Here is a 17,326-nt window from a genome sequence, read left to right as displayed (position 1 = left end):
TCATCAAGGTTATCAAGATTCCGATGAGGCGGCCCGCCGCGACGTCCGGACCGCCGACGGCCACGGAAACCGGTGGCTCCGGGATATTCCGTGCGGCGGTCGTTCCGCACCGCTCCGGCGCGTGAATTCGCCGGCCGCACCACGAAGGACGTCCACGAAATGGCGGTGCGCCACAGGCCGGACGGCCTGTGGCGCACACGGAACTACAGATCACCGACCGCTGGGTCAGTGATGCCTGTGGCCCCAGCGCTTGGAATCGACCACACGCCCGCGGTCGTCGCGCAGGGTCGCGGTGTCACGGTTGTCCCACACATACCTGCGGCCGTCCTGGTAGACGTCGCGCGAGGTGTCGCGGCCGATGCCGGTGCGCACACGAACCGACTGCTTTCCGGCCAGCCGGAGGTTCTTGAAGCGGTAGACACGACGACTGTCGTCCGAGAGGGTCCATCCCCTGAGGTTCACCGCGTCCCAGCCGGTGTTGCTGACCGTCACCCACTCCCCGTTCAGGCTCCGGTTGGAGCCGTCTTCACGCCCCGGGCTGTCGTATTGGATTTGCCCCAGGACCACGGGAGACCGATGCGGCCGAGGCGCCGACGAGGGACCGGCGGCGGTCGCCGGGAGAACGGCGGTGGCCACCAGAGCTGCCGAGCCGAGGGCGACAGCAACGGAGCGGGATGCCGAACTGAACATAGAAAACCTCCTGCTGCGGCACCTTGTGAAGGGTGCCGTTGATGCCTGTGTCCGGTCGATCGACGGACGCTCACACTGTGGCTCCGCGTCGCACACTGCCGTAGAAAATCCCGCCACAGGTTACAAAACACGGACATTTACGCACCCGTCACACACCCGGCGCACGCTCCCCCGCGCTCGCCCCCCGAAAGCGCCTCCCGGCACCGGGAGCGCGCCGATGGTGCCGAATTCACGGCGCTTTCGGCCCTCTTGACAGGAACGGAGCGGCTCGAAAAGACGCACGGGAGCACCCATTGCATCGCTAACACCATTTTGTTATCGTCGATAACATGAACATCAGCCGCTCCGCCGCCGCGGGCACTCGGGACCGCATCGTCGCCGGCGCCGCGCGGCTGCTCGCCGAGGGCGGCCGCGCGGCCGTGTCGACCAGGGCGGTGAGCGCCGCGGCCGGTGTGCAGGTCCCGGCCATCTATCGGCTCTTCGGCGACAAGAAGGGCCTGCTCGACGCGGTCGCGGCCGACGGCTTCCAGACCTACCTGAACAGTCGGACCGAACGGAGACCCAGCGCCGATCCGGTGGCGGACCTGCGCACCGGCTGGGATCTGCACATCGGCTTCGGCCTGGCCAGCCCGGCCCTGTACTCGCTCCTCTACGGCGAGCCCCGACCGGGCATGTCATCCCCGGCGGCCGTCGCCGCGGCCGGAGTTCTCCACCGGCACATCCGCCGGATCGCGGAGGCGGGACGGCTGCGGGTCAGTGAGGAGCGCGCCGCGCGCCTCGTCCACGCCGCGGGCTGCGGCACGACGCTCACGCTGATCTCGATGCCCGAAGACCGCCGCGATCCGGCGCTGTCCGACCTGGCCCGAGAGGCCGTCCTCGCCGCGATCACCACCGACGCTCCGGTCTCCGCCGCGCCCGGCCCGGCCGGCGCCGCGGTGGCCCTCCGCGCGGTTCTGCCCCAGACGTCCGCTCTCACCACTCACGAACAGGTCCTGCTGCGGGAATGGCTCGACCGCATCGCCGGCCACTGACGGCCGGCCCGTCCCGCGTGTGGCGCCCGGGACGGGCCCAGGTCGTGTTCAGGCGACGGAGCTGATCCGGCCGGCCACCGCCCGGGGCCCGTCGTGATGGATCGGTGTGTGCGCGCCCGTCAGCGGGACACCGCTGCCGCCCCGCCGCGCCGCGACCATCTCCGCCGCGATCGACAGCGCGGTCTCCTCAGGCGTACGGGCACCGAGGTCCAGCCCGATCGGCGAGCGCAGCCTGGCCAGTTCGAGGTCGGTCAGCCCGGTCTCCCGCAGTCGTCTCTCGCGGTCCTCATGAGTGCGCCGCGAGCCCATGGCGCCGACAAAGGCGACCGGGAGTCGCAGCGCCAGGCACAGCAGCGGCACATCGAACTTGGCGTCATGCGTGAGGACACAGAGCGCCGTACGGCAGTCGACCTCGGTCGATTCCAGATAGCGGTGCGGCCAGTCGACGACGATCTCGTCGGCGCCGGGAAAGCGGGCCGCGGTGGCGAAGACGGGACGCGCGTCGCACACCGTCACGTGGTAGCCGAGGAACTTTCCCACCGTCACCAGCGCCGAGGCGAAGTCGATGGCGCCAAAGACGATCAGGCGCGGCGGCGGCACACTCGACTCGACCAGAAGTGTCAGCGGCCGGCCGCAGCGCGATCCTCGCGCGCCGATCACGACCGTACCGGTGCGGCCGGCGTCCAGCATGGCGCGGGCCTCGGCGGCCGCCGTACGGTCCAGCTCCGGGTGGCCGCCCAGGCTGCCCTCGTACGATCCGCCGGGACGCACCAGCAGCGCGCGGCCCAGCATCCCGTCCGGTCCCGCGGCGATCCGCGCGACCGCCGCCGTGTCCCGCCGGGCCGCGGCGGACAGGGCCGCCGCGAACACACCTCGCGCGGCGGAGTCCGCGCGTACCGGTGTCACCAGGATGTCGATGGTCCCGCCGCAGGTCAGCCCGACGGCGAAGGCGTCCGTGTCGCTGTAGCCGAAGCGTTCCAGGACGGTGGCGCCGTCCGTCAGTACCTGCCGGCACAGTTCATAGACCGTGCCTTCCACACATCCGCCGGAGACCGAGCCGATCGCCGTGCCCTCGCTGTCGACGGCGAGCGCGGCGCCCGGCGGCCGGGGCGCGCTTCCGCCGACCGCCACGACCGTGGCGACGGCGAAGTCACGTCCCTGCTCGACCCACCGGTTCAGCTCTTCGGCGATGTCCAGCATGTCGGTCTCCTCAGGTGTCTCGTTCCCTGTGTGGGCATCGCCCGGTGGTCCGGCCCGCCTCAGGTGCCGGTGAGATGCTCCGGTCGCACCGGCGTCCTGTTCAGTTCCAGGCCCGTCGCGTTCCTGATGGCCGCGAGGACCGCCGGAGTGGACGACAGGGTCGGTGCCTCACCGACGCCGCGCAGACCGTACGGCGCGTGATCGTCGGCCAGTTCGAGCACATCGACGGGGATGGTCGGCGTGTCGAGGATGGTGGGGATCAGATAGTCCGTGAAGGACGGGTTCCGTACCTTCGCGGTCCTGGGGTCGACAATGATCTCCTCCATCACCGCCACACCCAGGCCCTGAGTGGTACCGCCCTGGATCTGGCCGACGACGGACTGCGGGTTGAGCGCCTTGCCGACGTCCTGGGCGACGGCGAGCTCGATGACCTTGACCAGACCGAGCTCCGTATCCACCTCGACGACCGCGCGGTGCGCGGCGAAGGAGTACTGGACATGGCCGTTGCCCTGTCCTGTGCGGAGATCGAAGGGCTGGGTCGGACGGTGGCGCCATTCCAGCTCCAGATCCACCGCCTCGTCCTCCAGGACGTCCACCAGATCGGCGAGGACCTCGCCGCCGTCGGTGACGACCTTGCCGCCTTCGAGCAGCAACTCCGCGGTGGCCCAGGCCGGATGGTACGTACCGAACTTGCGCCGGCCCATCTCCAGCACCTTTTCCCGGACGTGCTCACAGGTGTTCTTCACGGCGCCGCCGGTGACATAGGTCTGACGGGAGGCGGAGGTGGAGCCCGCCGAGCCGACCCGGGTGTCCGCCGGCTGGATGGTGACCTGCGCGACGCCGAGCTCGGTACGGGCGATCTGCGCGTGGACGGTGACGCCGCCCTGGCCGACCTCGGCCATCGCGGTGTGCACGGTCGCCACCGGCACACCGCCCAGGACCTCCATCCGCACCCGTGCGGTCGAGTAGTCGTCAAAGCCCTCGGAGAAACCGACGTTCTTGATCCCGACCGCGTAGCCGACGCCTCGTACGACGCCTTCGCCGTGCGTGGTGTTGGAGAGCCCGCCGGGCAGGGCCCGTACATCCGCGGCCTCACCGGCCGTGAGCCACTGCCGCTCCGGCGGGAGCGGCCTGGCCTTGACGCGGCGCAGCAGCTCGGCGACCGGAGCGGGCGAGTCGACGCGCTGTCCCGTCGGCAGGAGTGTGCCCTGCTCCATGGCGTTGAGCTGCCGGAACTCAACCGGGTCAAGGCCGAGCTTCGCGGCCAGCCTGTCCATCTGCGCCTCGTACGCGAAACACGCCTGGACCGCGCCGAAGCCACGCATGGCACCGCAGGGAGGGTTGTTGGTGTAGAGCGCGAGCGCCTCGATGTCGACGTGATCGATGGCGTACGGACCGACGGAGAGGGACGAGGCGTTGCCGACGACGGCCGGGGAGGAGGAGGCGTACGCACCGCCGTCCAGCACGATCCGGCACCTCATATGGGTGATCCTGCCGTCGCGGGTCGCTCCGTGTTCGTACCAGAGCTTCGCGGGATGCCGGTGCACATGACCGAAGAAGGATTCGAACCGGTTGTACACCATTTTCACCGGTTTGCCGATGCGCAGCGCCAGCAGACAGGCATGGATCTGCATCGACAGATCCTCCCGGCCGCCGAAGGCGCCGCCGACGCCGGACAGCGTCATACGGACCTTGTCCTCCGGCAGGCCGAGGACGGGTGCGATCTGGTGGAGGTCGGAGTGCAGCCACTGGGTGGCGACATAGAGATCGACGCCACCGTCCTCACCGGGCACCGCGAGGCCGGACTCCGGGCCCAGGAACGCCTGGTCCTGCATGCCGAAGACATACTCGCCGGAGACGATCACATCGGCGCGCGCGGCGGCCCGGTCGGCGTCGCCCCGCACGATGGGCTGGCGGTGCACGACATTGGGGTGCGGGACATGGCCGATGTGGTGGTCGGCGCGGTTCTCGTGGATCAGCGGCGCTCCTGGCGCGGTGGCCGTGGCCTCGTCGGTGACGACGGGCAGTTCGGTGTACTCGACCCGGATCTTGGCGGCGGCGCGGCGCGCGGTCTCCGGGTGGTCGGCGGCGACAAGAGCCACCGGCTCGCCGTGGTGGCGGATTTTGCCGTGGGCGAGTACCGGCGTGTCCTGGATCTCCAGACCGTAGTGGGTCACCTCGGTCGGGAGGTCGTCGTAGGTCAGCACGGCGTAGACGCCGGGCGTCGCGAGCGCCTCGGCGGTGTCGATGGAGATGATCTCGGCGTGCGCCACGGTGGAACGCAATGTGTGGCCCCACACCATGTCTTCGTGCCACATGTCCGAGGAGTACGCGAACTCACCGGTGACCTTGAGGACGCCGTCCGGACGGAGCGTCGACTCGCCGATGCCGCCCTTCGTCCGGGAGCCCTGGGTGAGATTGCCGGGCGTGCCAGTGGTGGCCATCGTCAGACCGCGCCTTCCTGGAGTCCATGACGCTCCTGACGCGCCGCCGCCAGCCGGACCGCGTCGAGGATCTTCTCGTAACCGGTGCAGCGGCAGAGGTTGCCGGAGAGCGCCTCGCGGATGTCCGCGTCGGTCGGTGAGGGATTGCGCTCCAGCATCTCGTCGGCGGCGACCAGCAGGCCCGGTGTGCAGAAACCGCACTGGACGGCTCCCGCGTCGATGAACGCCCGCTGGACCGGCGAGAGTTCGGCGGCCTCGCCGGAGCCGGTGCCGTTCGCCTGCCATCGCCGGGCGTCCCGGAGGCTGGTGCCGGCGGTCCCCGCGAGCCGGGCGCCCTCGCGTTGTCCGGCGTAGTCGGCGAGGCCCTCGACCGTCACGACGTCGCGGCCTTCGACCTGTCCGGCCGCGACCAGGCAGGAGCAGACCGGGACGCCGTCGAGCCGCACCGTACAGGAACCGCATTCGCCCTGTTCACAGGCGTTCTTGGAGCCCGGAAGGCCCATGCGTTCGCGCAGGACGTAGAGAAGGCTCTCGCCCTCCCAGACATCGTCGGCCTCCTGTGCGCGCCCGTTGACCGTGAAGCTCACTCGCATGGCCGTTCCACTCCTTCACCCGTGCGGCCGCCGTGGCCGCGGTACTGGTCCCAGGTCCAGCCGAGCTGACGGCGCGCCATGACGCCGACGGCGTGGCGGCGGTACTTCGCGGTGCCGCGCACATCGTCGATGGGGTTGCAGGCGGCCGACGCGAGATCCGCGAACTGCTTGACCACCGACGGCGTGATGGCCGCGCCGCTGTCCCAGAAGCCGCCCTCGTCGAGCGCCGCGTTCAGGAACAGCTCCGCGTCACGGGCCCGTACGGGCGTGGGAGCGGCGGAGCCGATACCGGTGCGCACCGTGCGGGTCCTGGGATGCAGGGCCAGACCGAAGGCGCACACGGCGATGACCATCGCGTTGCGGGTGCCGACCTTGGAGTACTGCTGCGGGCCGTCCGCCTTCTTGATGTGCACCGCCTTGATGAGCTCGTCGGCGGCGAGCGCGTTGCGCTTCACACCCGTGTAGAACTCGTCGATCGGGATGAGGCGGGTACCGCGTACGGACTCCGCCTCGACCTCGGCGCCCGCGGCGAGCAGCGCGGGATGCGCGTCGCCGGCCGGGGAGGCGGTGCCGAGGTTGCCTCCGACGCCGCCGCGGTTGCGGATCTGCGGCGAGGCGACGGTGTGCGAGGCGAGCGCGAGGCCCGGCAGCTCGGCTCGGAGGTTTTCCATGATGTGCGTGTACGGGACACAGGCGCCCAACTGGACGGTCTCCTCGCCGACCGCCCATTCACGCAGCTCGCCGACGCGGTTCAGATCCAGCAGATACTCGGGCCGCCGGTGATCGAAGTTGATCTCGACCATGATGTCCGTGCCACCCGCGATGGGCACAGCCGTGGGATGTTCGGCCTTGGCGGCGAGCGCGTCCTTCCAGGTGGCGGGGCGAAGGAAGTCCATGATTGGCTCTCTTCTTGATCGTTTGCGATCGGGGTCGTCATGCGAGTGATCGGATCGTCATGCGACGGGACCCGGGGCGACCTGGCCTCGACTGGCTGTTCATGGGCTGCTGACGGCTGTGTGCCACAAGTACACAAGCCGTGTCCGGCCCGGTGCAGTCACCGAAACCATGAAGGAATTGGCTGGTCGCCCACCAAGTCTTGTAGATTCGAACGAAAGGCGAGGCTCGGTAACCGAAAGGTCTTCCTCCCGAAACGTGCGGCGCTTCTGTCCGGACGGTGACGGAGCCGGCCGGCCTGCCGACAGTGAGGTCGGCCGGCCGCGGTGAGCGCTGTCCGTCCCCGGGCTGTCAGAACTCTGTCCCCGAAACCGTGAGCCTCCGAAACCCGGGACACCCCGGAGAATCCAGCGAACCCGGAAACCCGGAGACCCTGAACCCGGGACTCTGCCCTACGAGAAGGATCGGCGACGAGATGCGGCTGCGCGCCCTGCTGGAAAACGATGCGCTGGGTCTGCGGCTGCTCGGCGGCGAGGATGAACTGGACCGGACGGTGCGCGGCGTGATGACCACCGATCTGCGCGACCCCAGCCGCTATCTCTCGGGCGGCGAGCTGGTCCTGACCGGCCTCGCCTGGCGGCGCTCCGCCGAGGACGCCGAGTCGTTCGTCCGTATCCTCGCGGCCGCCGGGATCGCCGGGCTCGCGGCGGGAGAGGCGGAGCAGGGCGACATCCCGGACGACCTGGTCGTCGCGTGCGCGCGGCACAAGCTGCCGCTCTTCGCCGTGAACGAGGACGTGGCGTTCGCGACCATCACCGAGTACGTGGTCCGCCAGGTGTCCGGGGAGCGGGCCGGGGATCTGGCCGCGGTCGTCGACCGGCACCGCAGGCTGATGACCTCGGGGCCGGCGGGTGGCGGCCCGGACGCCGTCCTCGATCTGCTGGGCTCCGATCTCGATCTGCGCGCCTGGGTGCTCTCGCCGACCGGCCGGCAGATCGCGGGAGCCGGTGAGCCGCTGCCCGCCGCTCGGGCCGCGGCGCTCGCCGGTGACTACCTGGCCGCCGCGCGCGGCGGCCGGCGGGCGCCGCACCGAGTGGCCGTCGAGGGCACGCCGTACTCCCTGTTTCCCGTCGGCTCAGCCGGCCAGGACGCGCGCGGCGCCGTCTTCTCCGACTGGGTGCTGGCGGTCGAGGCGGACGCGGGTGACTGGCCGGCGGCCCGGCTCGATCTGCTGCACGGAGTCACCCAGCTCATCGCCGTGGAACGCGAACGTCGCGACGCCGCCCGTACGGTACGGCGCCGGCTCGCCCTGGAGATCCTGGAACTGGTCCAGACGGGCGCGGCTCCCGGCGAGATCGCCGCGCGGCTGCGGGTGGCCGCGCCGGTGCTGCTGCCAGGACTGGGCACCGCGCCCCACTGGCAGATCGTGGTGGCGCGGCTGGACTGGGCACAGGACGGTACGGACGCCGCGACCGCGGACGGTCCGGTGGCGCGGTCGCTGCTGGAGGAGATCCTGGTGGATCCCGCGACGGCGGGAGCGGACTCGTCCGACCGGATCGCGGTGGCCCACACGGATGATGAGGCGATCGCACTGGTGCCGCTGCCGGGAACACCGTCCGACGGCGCAGCGCTCCCCGACGGGCCGGACGGCGCGGAGCCGGGCTCCGGCGAGCGGAGCGGGACGGACCATGGACTGCACGCGGATGCCCTGCTGGCCTCCGTACGCGGCCCGCTGTCCTCGGGGCTCGGTGCCGACGGGCGGCTGACGCTGGGTGTGAGCGCGGCGGTGCACTCGGCGGAGGGACTGCGCGGCGCACTGGAGGAGGCCCGGCACGCGCGCCGCGTGGCGGCGGCCCGTCCCGGCCGGGTCTGCGCGGCGGGCCATCATGAGCTGGCCTCGCACGTACTGCTGCTGCCGTTCGTCCCCGACGACGTCCGCCGGGCCTTCACCGCGCGTCTGCTGGACCCGCTGCGGGACTACGACCGCCGCCATCGCGCGGAGTTGATTTCCACGCTGGAGGCGTTTCTGGACTGCGACGGCTCCTGGACGCGGTGCGCGGCCAGGCTTCATCTGCATGTGAACACACTGCGCTACCGAGTGGGCAGGATCGAACAGTTGACGGGTCGTGATCTGTCCCGTCTGGAGGACAAGCTGGACTTCTTCCTGGCGCTGCGGATGAGTTGAGAAAGGCCGCCACCGGGTGGGACGCGTCTCGGGACCGCCGGAGCGCGGGCCGGACGCCACAGCCGCGCCGTCGACTTTTGTTGACCGCCATCACCCGAAAAGGTGGCGGCGAGAACCGGCGCCCGCCGGACGCGTTCTCCACCGGACCGGCCACCGCTTGTCATCCGCCCATCACCCCAGGTGAGGACCCTTCCAGCCGGCTCGTCGCCGCCTCGGGCCACCCGTCCGGCCGCTCCCGCCGGGCCACGCGCACGGGCCATGGACCGGCCGTCGAGGGCCAAGTGATTGTGAAATTTTTCACCTGCCCTATTGGCCCGGCGTACCGATCCATGCTGAGATGCGTCCACACTCAACAGCACAATGGCGCGCTAGGGGAGGGCAATGTGGCGCATACCGCCATGTCTGGTTCCGGAACCACTGCCGGTGAAGACCCTCTCCAGACCGCGGTATGGCGGCTGCGCTCGCGAGGCTGTTGGACCGACGCGGCGGCCCTCCTGACACCGCACGCCACCGCTCCGGCTCCGGCGCTCCAGCGCGCCTCGCTGCTCGTCGAGCGCTGTCTGTTCACCGGCGGCGGCTGGCCGGAGGCCGAGGACGCGTTGCGCTCGGCGGAGGCCACGGCCCGCGAGGACGACGAACGCGGCGCCGCCGCCTGCGAACGCGGACACCTCGCCTACGCGTCGACCGTGCTCGGCGTACGCGACCGCGCCGACGAGGCACGCGCCGCTCTCGGCCGGGCGGCTGCTCTGCTGGGCCCGGCGGCTCCCGGCCGCGCCCTGCTCGACTTCCGTCGCGGACTGATCGCCGAACATCTCTCGGACTCCCCGCAGTCGGCCCGTGCCGCCTACCGCCGCGCGCACGCCGCCGCCACAGCCAACGGCGAGACGCTCCTGCTCTCCTTCACCTGGCGCCATCTGGCCGGACTGGCCCTGCGAGAGGGCGAGTTGGCGGAGGCCAGGCACGGCTTCGGTGAATCCCTGCGGATCCGGGAGGAGTTGGGCTACCTCGTCGGTACGGCTCCGGCCCTCGCCGCTCTCGCGGACGCCGAGCCCGAACCGGAGGCGACGCGCCTGCGCGCGGAGGCGGGTCGCCTGTTCCGGCTGCTGGGCGGCGTACCGACCTGGCTGGCCGCTCAGCTCGCGCCGCCGGCGCCCGCCGTCTGAGCCCGGCCGGCCGAGGCCCGCCGCTGATCGTCGGCGGCGGACCCGGCCGGCCATGGTTCAGCGGGCCATGGGTCAGCGGGCCATGGTCCAGCGGGCCGTGAGCGCGGGCCACGGATTCGGAGCCGGACGCCGGACCGGACGTTTGCGCCTGTCGCCCGGGCACCGGGCCAACGGCGCGACACCGGCCGGTCAGCGGCGGGCCGCCGTCGGCGGTGCGTCCGCCGTCTGCTGGTAGGAGGCCCGGGCGGAGAGAATTTCTCCCATGTGGTCGATCGACCACTGCTTGAGCACCGCGAGCGGGTCACGCAAGGTCTCTCCGAGCGTGGTGAGCTCGTACACGACCTTCGGTGGGATCGTGGGATACACGGTGCGAAGGACCAACCCGTCCCGTTCGAGCGCGCGCAGAGTCTGCGTGAGCATCTTCTCGCTCACTCCGGCGACTCGCTTGCGCAGCGCCGTGAACCGCTGCGGTCCGGCCTCGGCCAGCTCACCGAGCACCAGCACCGTCCACTTGTCTCCGATCCGGTCGAGAACATCCCGCGACGGGCAGCCGCTCGCATAGGGATCCCATGAGTTTTCCGTGCCGTCGTCCGCCATACCGCGCCCACCTGCTTGCTCTCTTTTGGGTGGCTACCTTACCAAAAAGTGGCCACTTCCGAATAGAGAGCGACTCCTGTCTACTTCCCGACGGTGCGGGTCGCGACGGGCGTCCTCACCTTCCTGGACACAGGGTCCTCACCTTCTTGAACCAAGGGAGACATGACATGTCGACAGTCGTCACCGGCGCCACCGGCCACCTCGGCCGCCTCGTGGTCGAAGCGCTGCTGCGTCGCGGGGTGCGGCCCTCGGAGATCGTGGCCACCGGCCGTGACACCGAGAAGATCAAGGATCTGGCGGACCTCGGTGTGGTCGTGCGCCGCGCCGACTTCGCCGATTCCGCCAGTCTCGGCGCGGCGTTCGCCGGTGCGCGGAAACTCCTGCTCGTCTCGACCACGACGGTCGGCGAGCGGGTCGCGAACCACCGCCGCGCCCTTGAGGCCGCACGCGCCGCGGGCGTCTCCGAGGTGGTCTACACGAGCATGTCCAACGCCGACTCCGCCACGATGACGCTCGCCAAGGAGCACCGGGCCACCGAACGGCATCTGCGCGACAGCGGCGTCCCGTTCGTCATCCTGCGCAATGGCTGGTACCTGGAGAATTACACCGAGCAGCTCGCCTCGGTCCTCGAACACCGGACCGTCGCGGGCAGCGCGGGCGAGGGACGGGTCAGCGCCGCGAGCCGTGCCGACTACGCCGAGGCCGCCGCGATCGTCCTGACCACCGAGGGCCATCTCGGGTCCGTGTACGAGCTCGGCGGCGACAAGGCGTTCTCACTCACCGAGCTGGCCGCGGCGTACTCCGACGCCACCGGCCACGACATCACCTACGCCGGCCTTCCGGCCACCGGCTTCGCGGAGCTGCTGACCGGCGCCGGCCTTCCCCGCGAGTTCGCCGAGGTCCTGGCCGACGCCGACCTGGGACTGGCGCGCGGCGAACTCTTCACCGACAGCGGCGATCTCAGCCGCCTCCTGGGCCGGCCCACCACGTCCCTCGCGGAAGCGATCTCCTCGGCTCTGGCCGCACGGCGCACCGCTCACTGAGAAACCAGTGGCGCGGTGTGTGCCGGAGTCGCGTTCGGGCGGCCGTCTCCCGGTCGCCGGGACAGCCGGGCACACGGCGCTGCCGGTGGGTGTCGTCAATGCCTGGAAAGAGGCAGCCGGACGGCCGGTGGAAGCGGCGCCGGGACGGGGTTCGCCCGGAACGACTGGATCATCAGGGCCGCGAAGCGACGCGACGCCGCCACCCTCATCTCGGGTGACTCGGCGCGGATGCCTTCGTTCGCCATCAGCGCCAGGCTGATGTCCTCCAGTACGAAATCCGCCCGCAAGGGCCCCGCGTCCTTGGCGCGCCGCACCAGTTCGTACAGCAGACGCAGCGTGCGATCACGGTCCGCGGCGAAGTCGACCGCTTGAGGAAGCTGCGAGGTGAACGCGCGGGCGAAGCCCCGGTCGAGGGCATGCATCCGCATGAGCTTCTCGATCACCAGGCAGAACCCGCTCCATGGGTCGCTCGCCGCCAGACCCTCCTCCACGACCGCCGAGCACGAGGCCATCTGCTCGGCGAAGGCCTCGGTCAGCAGCGCTTCCTTGGTCTGGAAGTGCCGGTAGACGGTCGCGACACCGACCTCGGCGCGCCGGGCGATCTCGCGGATCGGCACGTCGAGGCCCTCGGCGGCGAAGGCCGCGCGAGCGACCGCGAGGATGCGCCCGCGGTTGTCGCGGGCGTCGGAGCGGAGCTTCGTTATCACTTGAGCCGTCACCACTCTCACTTTAGTCAAACGGACGGGGTGTTCCGTTACGTTCGGCGCATGAGAGCGATTCAATTCACTGAGTACGGCCCGCCCGGTGTTGTGCATGTCGCCGAGGTGGCGGCGCCGCACGCCGGACCGGGCGAGATCCGTATCGCCGTACGGGCGTCCGGAGTCTCGCCAGGAGAGATGCGCATCCGCTCCGGCACACTGCGTGACGTGGTGCCCTTGACGTTCCCGTACCGGACCGGATTCGACGCCGCGGGTGTGGTGGACGAGATCGGCGACGGCGTCACGGGAGTGGGCATCGGCGACGAGGTGTTCGGCATGACCCATTCGGCCGTGCGCGGCGCCAATGCCGACTTCGCGGTCCTGGCCGCCTGGGCGCCCAAACCGGCCGCCTGGAGCTGGGAGGAGGCGGGCGGCGCCGCGGGCAGCGTCGAGACGGCCACCCGGGTCCTCGACCGGCTCGCGGTCGGCGCCGGGCACACCGTGCTCGTGCAGGGCGCGGCCGGCGGGGTCGGCACCGTCGCCGTCCAGCTCGCGGTCGCCCGCGGCGCCACCGTCATCGGTACGGCGAGCGAGCACAACCACGACTTCCTGCGTTCCCTCGGCGCCGAGCCGACGACGTACGGAACGGGCCTCGCCGAACGGGTCCGCGCGCTGGCACCGGCCGGAGTGGACGCCGTGTTCGACTGCGCCGGAGGAGCGCTGCCGGACCTTGTCGCCATCGCCGGCGAGGCGGCGCGCGTGGTGACGATCGCCGACGTCACCGCGGCGGCCCATGGCGTACACCTGTCGCACGGAGTGCCGGCCGACGACACGGGCGCGGCCGTCGGAGCCGCCGACGCGCTGGCGGTGCATGGCCTCGCGAGCGCGGTCACGCTCGCCGGCGAGGGCCGGCTGCGGGTGCCGGTCGCGGCGGCGTACCCGCTCACCGAGGCCGCGGCCGCGCACGAACTGAGCGAAAGCCGCCACGCCCGCGGAAAGATCGTGCTGGTGAACTGACCGGACGCCCGTGGCCGGTCACGACGACCGGTCACGGGCCCGATGACACCGATCCGCCGGCGAAGTGTTCCCGTACCAGCGACCGCACCACCGGCAGGTCCTGTGCGATCAGCGCGTCCAGCAGCGCCGAGTGTTCGGCCGCGTCCGCGACCAGCTCCGCGCGGCGCGAGGCCGGAGCGCCGGCCGTCGGCCACTGGGACCGAAGGCGCAAGTCGTCCGCGACCACAACCAGTTGGCGATTGCCGGAGAGCGCGAGCACGGCGCGGTGAAAGGCACGGTCACACTCCACATAGGCGGCCCGGTCGCCACTGGCGGCGGCCGCGCCGGCCGCCGCCGCCAGCGGACGCAGCTCCGCCCAGCGTTCGGCCGGTACGGAACGGGCCAGCCGCAGCATCACCGGCACCTCGATCAGGGCCCGTACCTCGGCCAGTTCGGCCAGTTCGGCGGCGCCGCGCTCGACGACGCGAAAGCCGCGGTTCGGGACGACCTCGACGGCGCCCTCCAGTGTGAGCTGCTGCATGGCCTCGCGCACGGGAGTGGCCGAGACTCCGAAACGCTCTCCCAGCGCCGGAGCCGAATAGACCTCACCCGGCGTCAGATCACCGGTGACGAGCGCGTCCCGCAGTGCGGCGAGGATCTGCCGGCGCACCGAATGCCGTCGCACCGGCGCGGCCGGAGATGTCTCGCTGTGCGTGTGCTCCGCGCGCGCCTGTTCCGGTAGCCGTCCCTGACCGGGCGGGTGCGGCCGCGCGGGCTCGGATCCACTCGCTCTGCTCTGCTCCACCGGCTCCACCTCCACGCTCCGGTCCGGTCGGCCCCGCTCACGGACCGGGTCTCCTGTGCACGATAAGCGGACGGCGACGCAGTTCACACATCATCGCCATCGGGTAAGGTAAGGCTTACCTGCAATCGCATCCGATTCGGTGGTCCCCCGCATGACCGTGTCAGCCGTGCTGCCCAGCCTTCTCACCTCTCCCATGACGGACGCGTACACGCGCCTGACCGAGGTGTTCCCGACGCTGCGCATCGACGAGCTCACCGAGGACGGCCGGCTCCCGGAAGGCGGCGGCTGGGTGGGCGCGGCCGAACTCGCGGCCGGCGGCGCCGCTCTCGACGGCTTTCTCGCCTGGGACGAGGCGCAGGTGCGGCGGGACTACGGACAGGAGGCCCGGCCCGATGTGGTCGCCAGCTTCGCGCTGCACCGTTATGCCTGGCCCGCCTGTCTGCTGATCACCGTGCCGTGGTTCCTGAGCCGCCGGGTGCCGCGCGTCCCTGTGGAGAGCGTCTCCTTCCACCGTTCGCTGGGCCGGATGACCGTGCGGACCGGGGACTTCGCCTGTCTGCCGGACGACCCGGCGGCGACCGCGCCGGGTGCCCGTGTCGTACCGGACGAGGAGGCCCTGCGGGCCGAGGTGCGGTCGGCCGTCGCCGAGCATCTCGGACCGGTCCTCGAACGATTCGGCCCGCGGATGCGGCGCCGCGGCAGGGCGCTCTGGGGCATGGCGACCGACGAGCTGGTCGAGGGCCTCTGGTATGTCGCGGAGCTGCTCGGCGAGGAGCCCCGCGCGATCGCGGAGCTGGAGAAGCTGCTGCCGGGCACGGCCAAGCCGTACGTCGGTACGGCGGGATTCCGTGAACTGACCGGGCCGAACGGCGAGTCGCTGCCCACCCGGGACCGGGCCAGTTGCTGTCTCTTCTACACACTGCGTCCCGAGGACGCCTGTGCGAGCTGTCCGCGTACGTGCGACGCCGACCGGGTCCGGAAGCTGACCGCGAGCACCTGACCCCGCGTCACCACGGAACCCACACCACCCGCTAGGGTGATATTAATCGAACATGACAGCCGCCTCTCGTGCGGCCGTTCTAGTCGATCGCGCCGATTTGTGCGCCACACCGCTTCGTTGGTGTTGTCTTGACCCAAAACCCCCTGAGGGGAACCGCATTTCCGCCATTATGGCGCCCCAAACGCCCTACTGCGATGCAAGGATCACCGCATGCAACTGACGGACATATCGCTGAACTGGCTACTCCCCGGCGGCGTACTGCTCGTCGGAATCCTGGTGGCGGTGGCAGTGCTTGCGCGTGGCAAGCGCGCTGGTGAGAAATCCGCCACTGAGGACTCCTGGGAACGCAGTGAAGAACGCCGCAGACGCAAGGAAGCGATCTACGGCACCGCCTCCTACGCCCTGCTCTTCTGCTGTGCCGCCGTGGCCGCGGCTCTCTCGTTCCACGGCCTCGTCGGCTTCGGCCAGGAAAATCTCAACCTGAGCGGCGGCTGGGAGTATCTCGTACCGTTCGGTCTCGACGGAGCGGCGATGTTCTGCTCCGTGCTCGCGGTACGCGAGGCCAGCCACGGCGACGCCGCCCTCGGTTCGCGACTGCTCGTGTGGACCTTCGCCGGTGCCGCCGCCTGGTTCAACTGGGTGCACGCGCCCAGGGGTCTGGGACACGACGGCGCTCCGCACTTCTTCGCCGGTATGTCTCTCTCGGCGGCGGTGCTGTTCGACCGCGCGCTGAAGCAGACCCGCCGGGCGGCGCTTCGCGAGCAGGGGCTTGTCCCCCGCCCGCTGCCGCAGATCCGGATCGTACGGTGGCTCCGTGCGCCGCGCGAGACCTTCGGCGCCTGGTCGCTGATGCTGCTCGAAGGCGTACGCACACTGGACGAAGCGGTCGACGAGGTGCGCGAGGACCGGCGGCAGAAGGAACAGACCCGTCACCGCAGGCGTGAGCAGGGCAAGCTGGACCGGGCGCAGATCAAGGCGCTCAACCGCCAGCACCGGGCCTGGGGACGCGGCCGCGGTGGCCGCCAGGTCGCACTGCCCGCGGTAAGCGGAGGCGGCGCGTCCGCCGTCGAGGCCGCCGCGGAGCCTGCTATATCCGAGCCGGGTCAACTGCCCAGTCGGTCCCGGCTCTCCCTTCAGGCCGTGAAGGACGCTGACGCCCCCCGTACGGTGGATCTCACCGCGGAGGACGACACCCAGGCGCTGCCGCGTCTCGACTCTCTTGAGCGCAAGCTCAAGGATCTTGAGCAGCAGTTCGGCTGAGTCCCGGCAAGAAGAACACCAGGACCGGCGTGACGGACAACCGTCACGCCGGTTCTGTGTCAGGACCGCCGCCGCACATCCGTCCGGCGTCCCGGACCGCTTCAGGAGCCGACCGGTCGTCGTCATCGATCCATCGTCTCCGACCGGCCGCGGTGTGCGTTCTGCCTCAAGCCGCCTCGCCGTTGAGCTCGAACCAGACGGTCTTGCCCGGCGGCCGGGTCCTGACTCCCCAGTCGTCCGCCAGACTTCGCACCAGCGCCAGTCCTCTGCCGTGCGTCGCGTCGTCGGCGACGCGTCTGGGCGGCTCGGGCAACGCCGGCAGCTCGGCGACGAAGTCCCTCACCTCCACGCGCAGCCGTGAGTCCGCGACCGTCGCCGTGACCACCGCTCCGCTCTCCGTATGCACCAGCGCGTTGGTGACCAGCTCGCTCATGAGCAGCTCGGCCACCGCCGCGGAATCCCGCTCCCGCCAGTGCCGCAGCATCTCGCGCAACGCGTGCCGCACTTCCGGGACCGCCGCGAGGTCGGCACCGCCCACTCTGCGCCGTAGCCCTGCCATCACTTCTGCCCCCCGTCCGTACCGGTGACCACTCCTGTTCTCGAACCCGTACCAGGGCCTGCTGCGAAAGTCCGCCCGGCCCGCGACACGCCCCAGTGATGCATGCCCCGCACCGCATACGCCACGCGTGCCGTGCGTCACCTCTGCCGTGGAACGAGCCGCCGCACG

General features: G+C 70.9%; 16 protein-coding genes. 7 read left to right on the top strand and 9 right to left on the bottom strand.

Annotated features, from left to right (window positions below; genetic code table 11):
• Window positions 1-225 precede the first annotated feature (225 nt).
• Window positions 226-690, bottom strand: coding sequence for a lamin tail domain-containing protein (locus tag PV679_RS09160; RefSeq protein WP_319679593.1), 465 nt, complete (start codon window positions 688-690; stop codon window positions 226-228).
• A 329-nt stretch (window positions 691-1,019) separates the two neighbouring features.
• On the opposite strand from PV679_RS09160, the gene PV679_RS09155 reads away from it, so the two are divergent.
• Window positions 1,020-1,721 carry a TetR/AcrR family transcriptional regulator gene (locus PV679_RS09155; RefSeq protein WP_319679592.1) on the top strand — a complete coding sequence of 234 codons (702 nt, stop codon included), beginning with the start codon at window positions 1,020-1,022 and terminating at the stop codon, window positions 1,719-1,721.
• 48 nt (window positions 1,722-1,769) lie between these two features.
• Here PV679_RS09155 and PV679_RS09150 read toward each other — a convergent pair whose 3' ends face one another.
• The 4 genes from PV679_RS09150 to PV679_RS09135 are packed head-to-tail and all read right to left on the bottom strand — an operon-like array spanning window position 1,770 to window position 6,854.
• Window positions 1,770-2,921: an XdhC/CoxI family protein gene (locus PV679_RS09150; protein ID WP_319679591.1), complete on the bottom strand. Its 1,152-nt coding sequence runs from the start codon at window positions 2,919-2,921 to the stop codon at window positions 1,770-1,772.
• A gap of 59 nt (window positions 2,922-2,980) precedes the next feature.
• On the bottom strand, window positions 2,981-5,365 hold the full coding sequence (locus tag PV679_RS09145; protein ID WP_319679590.1) for a xanthine dehydrogenase family protein molybdopterin-binding subunit: 2,385 nt from the start codon (window positions 5,363-5,365) through the stop codon (window positions 2,981-2,983).
• Between the two features lie 2 nt (window positions 5,366-5,367).
• Entirely contained in the window at window positions 5,368-5,958 is a 591-nt protein-coding gene (locus tag PV679_RS09140) for a (2Fe-2S)-binding protein (protein ID WP_319679589.1), read from the bottom strand.
• On the bottom strand, window positions 5,949-6,854 hold the full coding sequence (locus tag PV679_RS09135; protein ID WP_319679588.1) for a xanthine dehydrogenase family protein subunit M: 906 nt from the start codon (window positions 6,852-6,854) through the stop codon (window positions 5,949-5,951). The genes PV679_RS09140 and PV679_RS09135 overlap by 10 nt, the downstream gene beginning before the upstream one ends.
• Before the next feature lie 473 nt (window positions 6,855-7,327).
• Between PV679_RS09135 and PV679_RS09130 the strand changes: the two genes are divergently transcribed.
• Both PV679_RS09130 and PV679_RS09125 read left to right on the top strand, forming a co-directional pair.
• Window positions 7,328-9,037: a PucR family transcriptional regulator gene (locus tag PV679_RS09130; RefSeq protein ID WP_319679587.1), complete on the top strand. Its 1,710-nt coding sequence runs from the start codon at window positions 7,328-7,330 to the stop codon at window positions 9,035-9,037.
• 398 nt (window positions 9,038-9,435) lie between these two features.
• Complete coding sequence (locus PV679_RS09125) at window positions 9,436-10,200, top strand: hypothetical protein (protein ID WP_319679586.1); 765 nt, start codon at window positions 9,436-9,438, stop codon at window positions 10,198-10,200.
• A gap of 189 nt (window positions 10,201-10,389) precedes the next feature.
• Here PV679_RS09125 and PV679_RS09120 read toward each other — a convergent pair whose 3' ends face one another.
• The gene (locus PV679_RS09120; protein ID WP_319679585.1) at window positions 10,390-10,797 is read right to left on the bottom strand and encodes a helix-turn-helix domain-containing protein; all 408 of its coding nucleotides are present in this window, start codon (window positions 10,795-10,797) and stop codon (window positions 10,390-10,392) included.
• A 167-nt stretch (window positions 10,798-10,964) separates the two neighbouring features.
• Here PV679_RS09120 and PV679_RS09115 point away from each other — a divergent pair, with 167 nt between their 5' ends.
• Entirely contained in the window at window positions 10,965-11,840 is an 876-nt protein-coding gene (locus tag PV679_RS09115; RefSeq protein WP_319679584.1) for an SDR family oxidoreductase, read from the top strand.
• Between the two features lie 95 nt (window positions 11,841-11,935).
• Here PV679_RS09115 and PV679_RS09110 read toward each other — a convergent pair whose 3' ends face one another.
• Window positions 11,936-12,559, bottom strand: coding sequence for a helix-turn-helix domain-containing protein (locus PV679_RS09110; RefSeq protein WP_319679583.1), 624 nt, complete (start codon window positions 12,557-12,559; stop codon window positions 11,936-11,938).
• A 48-nt stretch (window positions 12,560-12,607) separates the two neighbouring features.
• On the opposite strand from PV679_RS09110, the gene PV679_RS09105 reads away from it, so the two are divergent.
• Window positions 12,608-13,555, top strand: coding sequence for an NADP-dependent oxidoreductase (locus PV679_RS09105; RefSeq protein ID WP_319679582.1), 948 nt, complete (start codon window positions 12,608-12,610; stop codon window positions 13,553-13,555).
• A gap of 31 nt (window positions 13,556-13,586) precedes the next feature.
• Here the strand turns inward: PV679_RS09105 and PV679_RS09100 are convergent, their stop codons facing one another.
• The gene (locus tag PV679_RS09100) at window positions 13,587-14,339 is read right to left on the bottom strand and encodes a GntR family transcriptional regulator (protein ID WP_319679581.1); all 753 of its coding nucleotides are present in this window, start codon (window positions 14,337-14,339) and stop codon (window positions 13,587-13,589) included.
• 151 nt (window positions 14,340-14,490) lie between these two features.
• Here PV679_RS09100 and PV679_RS09095 point away from each other — a divergent pair, with 151 nt between their 5' ends.
• The gene (locus tag PV679_RS09095) at window positions 14,491-15,339 is read left to right on the top strand and encodes a (2Fe-2S)-binding protein (RefSeq protein WP_319679580.1); all 849 of its coding nucleotides are present in this window, start codon (window positions 14,491-14,493) and stop codon (window positions 15,337-15,339) included.
• Between the two features lie 210 nt (window positions 15,340-15,549).
• Complete coding sequence (locus PV679_RS09090; RefSeq protein WP_319679579.1) at window positions 15,550-16,599, top strand: DUF2637 domain-containing protein; 1,050 nt, start codon at window positions 15,550-15,552, stop codon at window positions 16,597-16,599.
• A 166-nt stretch (window positions 16,600-16,765) separates the two neighbouring features.
• Here PV679_RS09090 and PV679_RS09085 read toward each other — a convergent pair whose 3' ends face one another.
• Window positions 16,766-17,158, bottom strand: coding sequence for an ATP-binding protein (locus tag PV679_RS09085; RefSeq protein WP_319679578.1), 393 nt, complete (start codon window positions 17,156-17,158; stop codon window positions 16,766-16,768).
• Window positions 17,159-17,326 lie beyond the last annotated feature (168 nt).

Origin of the sequence: Streptomyces sp. AK02-01A, assembly GCF_033795305.1 — a bacterium.
GTDB lineage: Bacteria > Actinomycetota > Actinomycetes > Streptomycetales > Streptomycetaceae > Streptomyces.
Note: the sequence above shows the minus strand (reverse complement) of the source record. Positions and strands in the feature narration are given on the sequence as shown.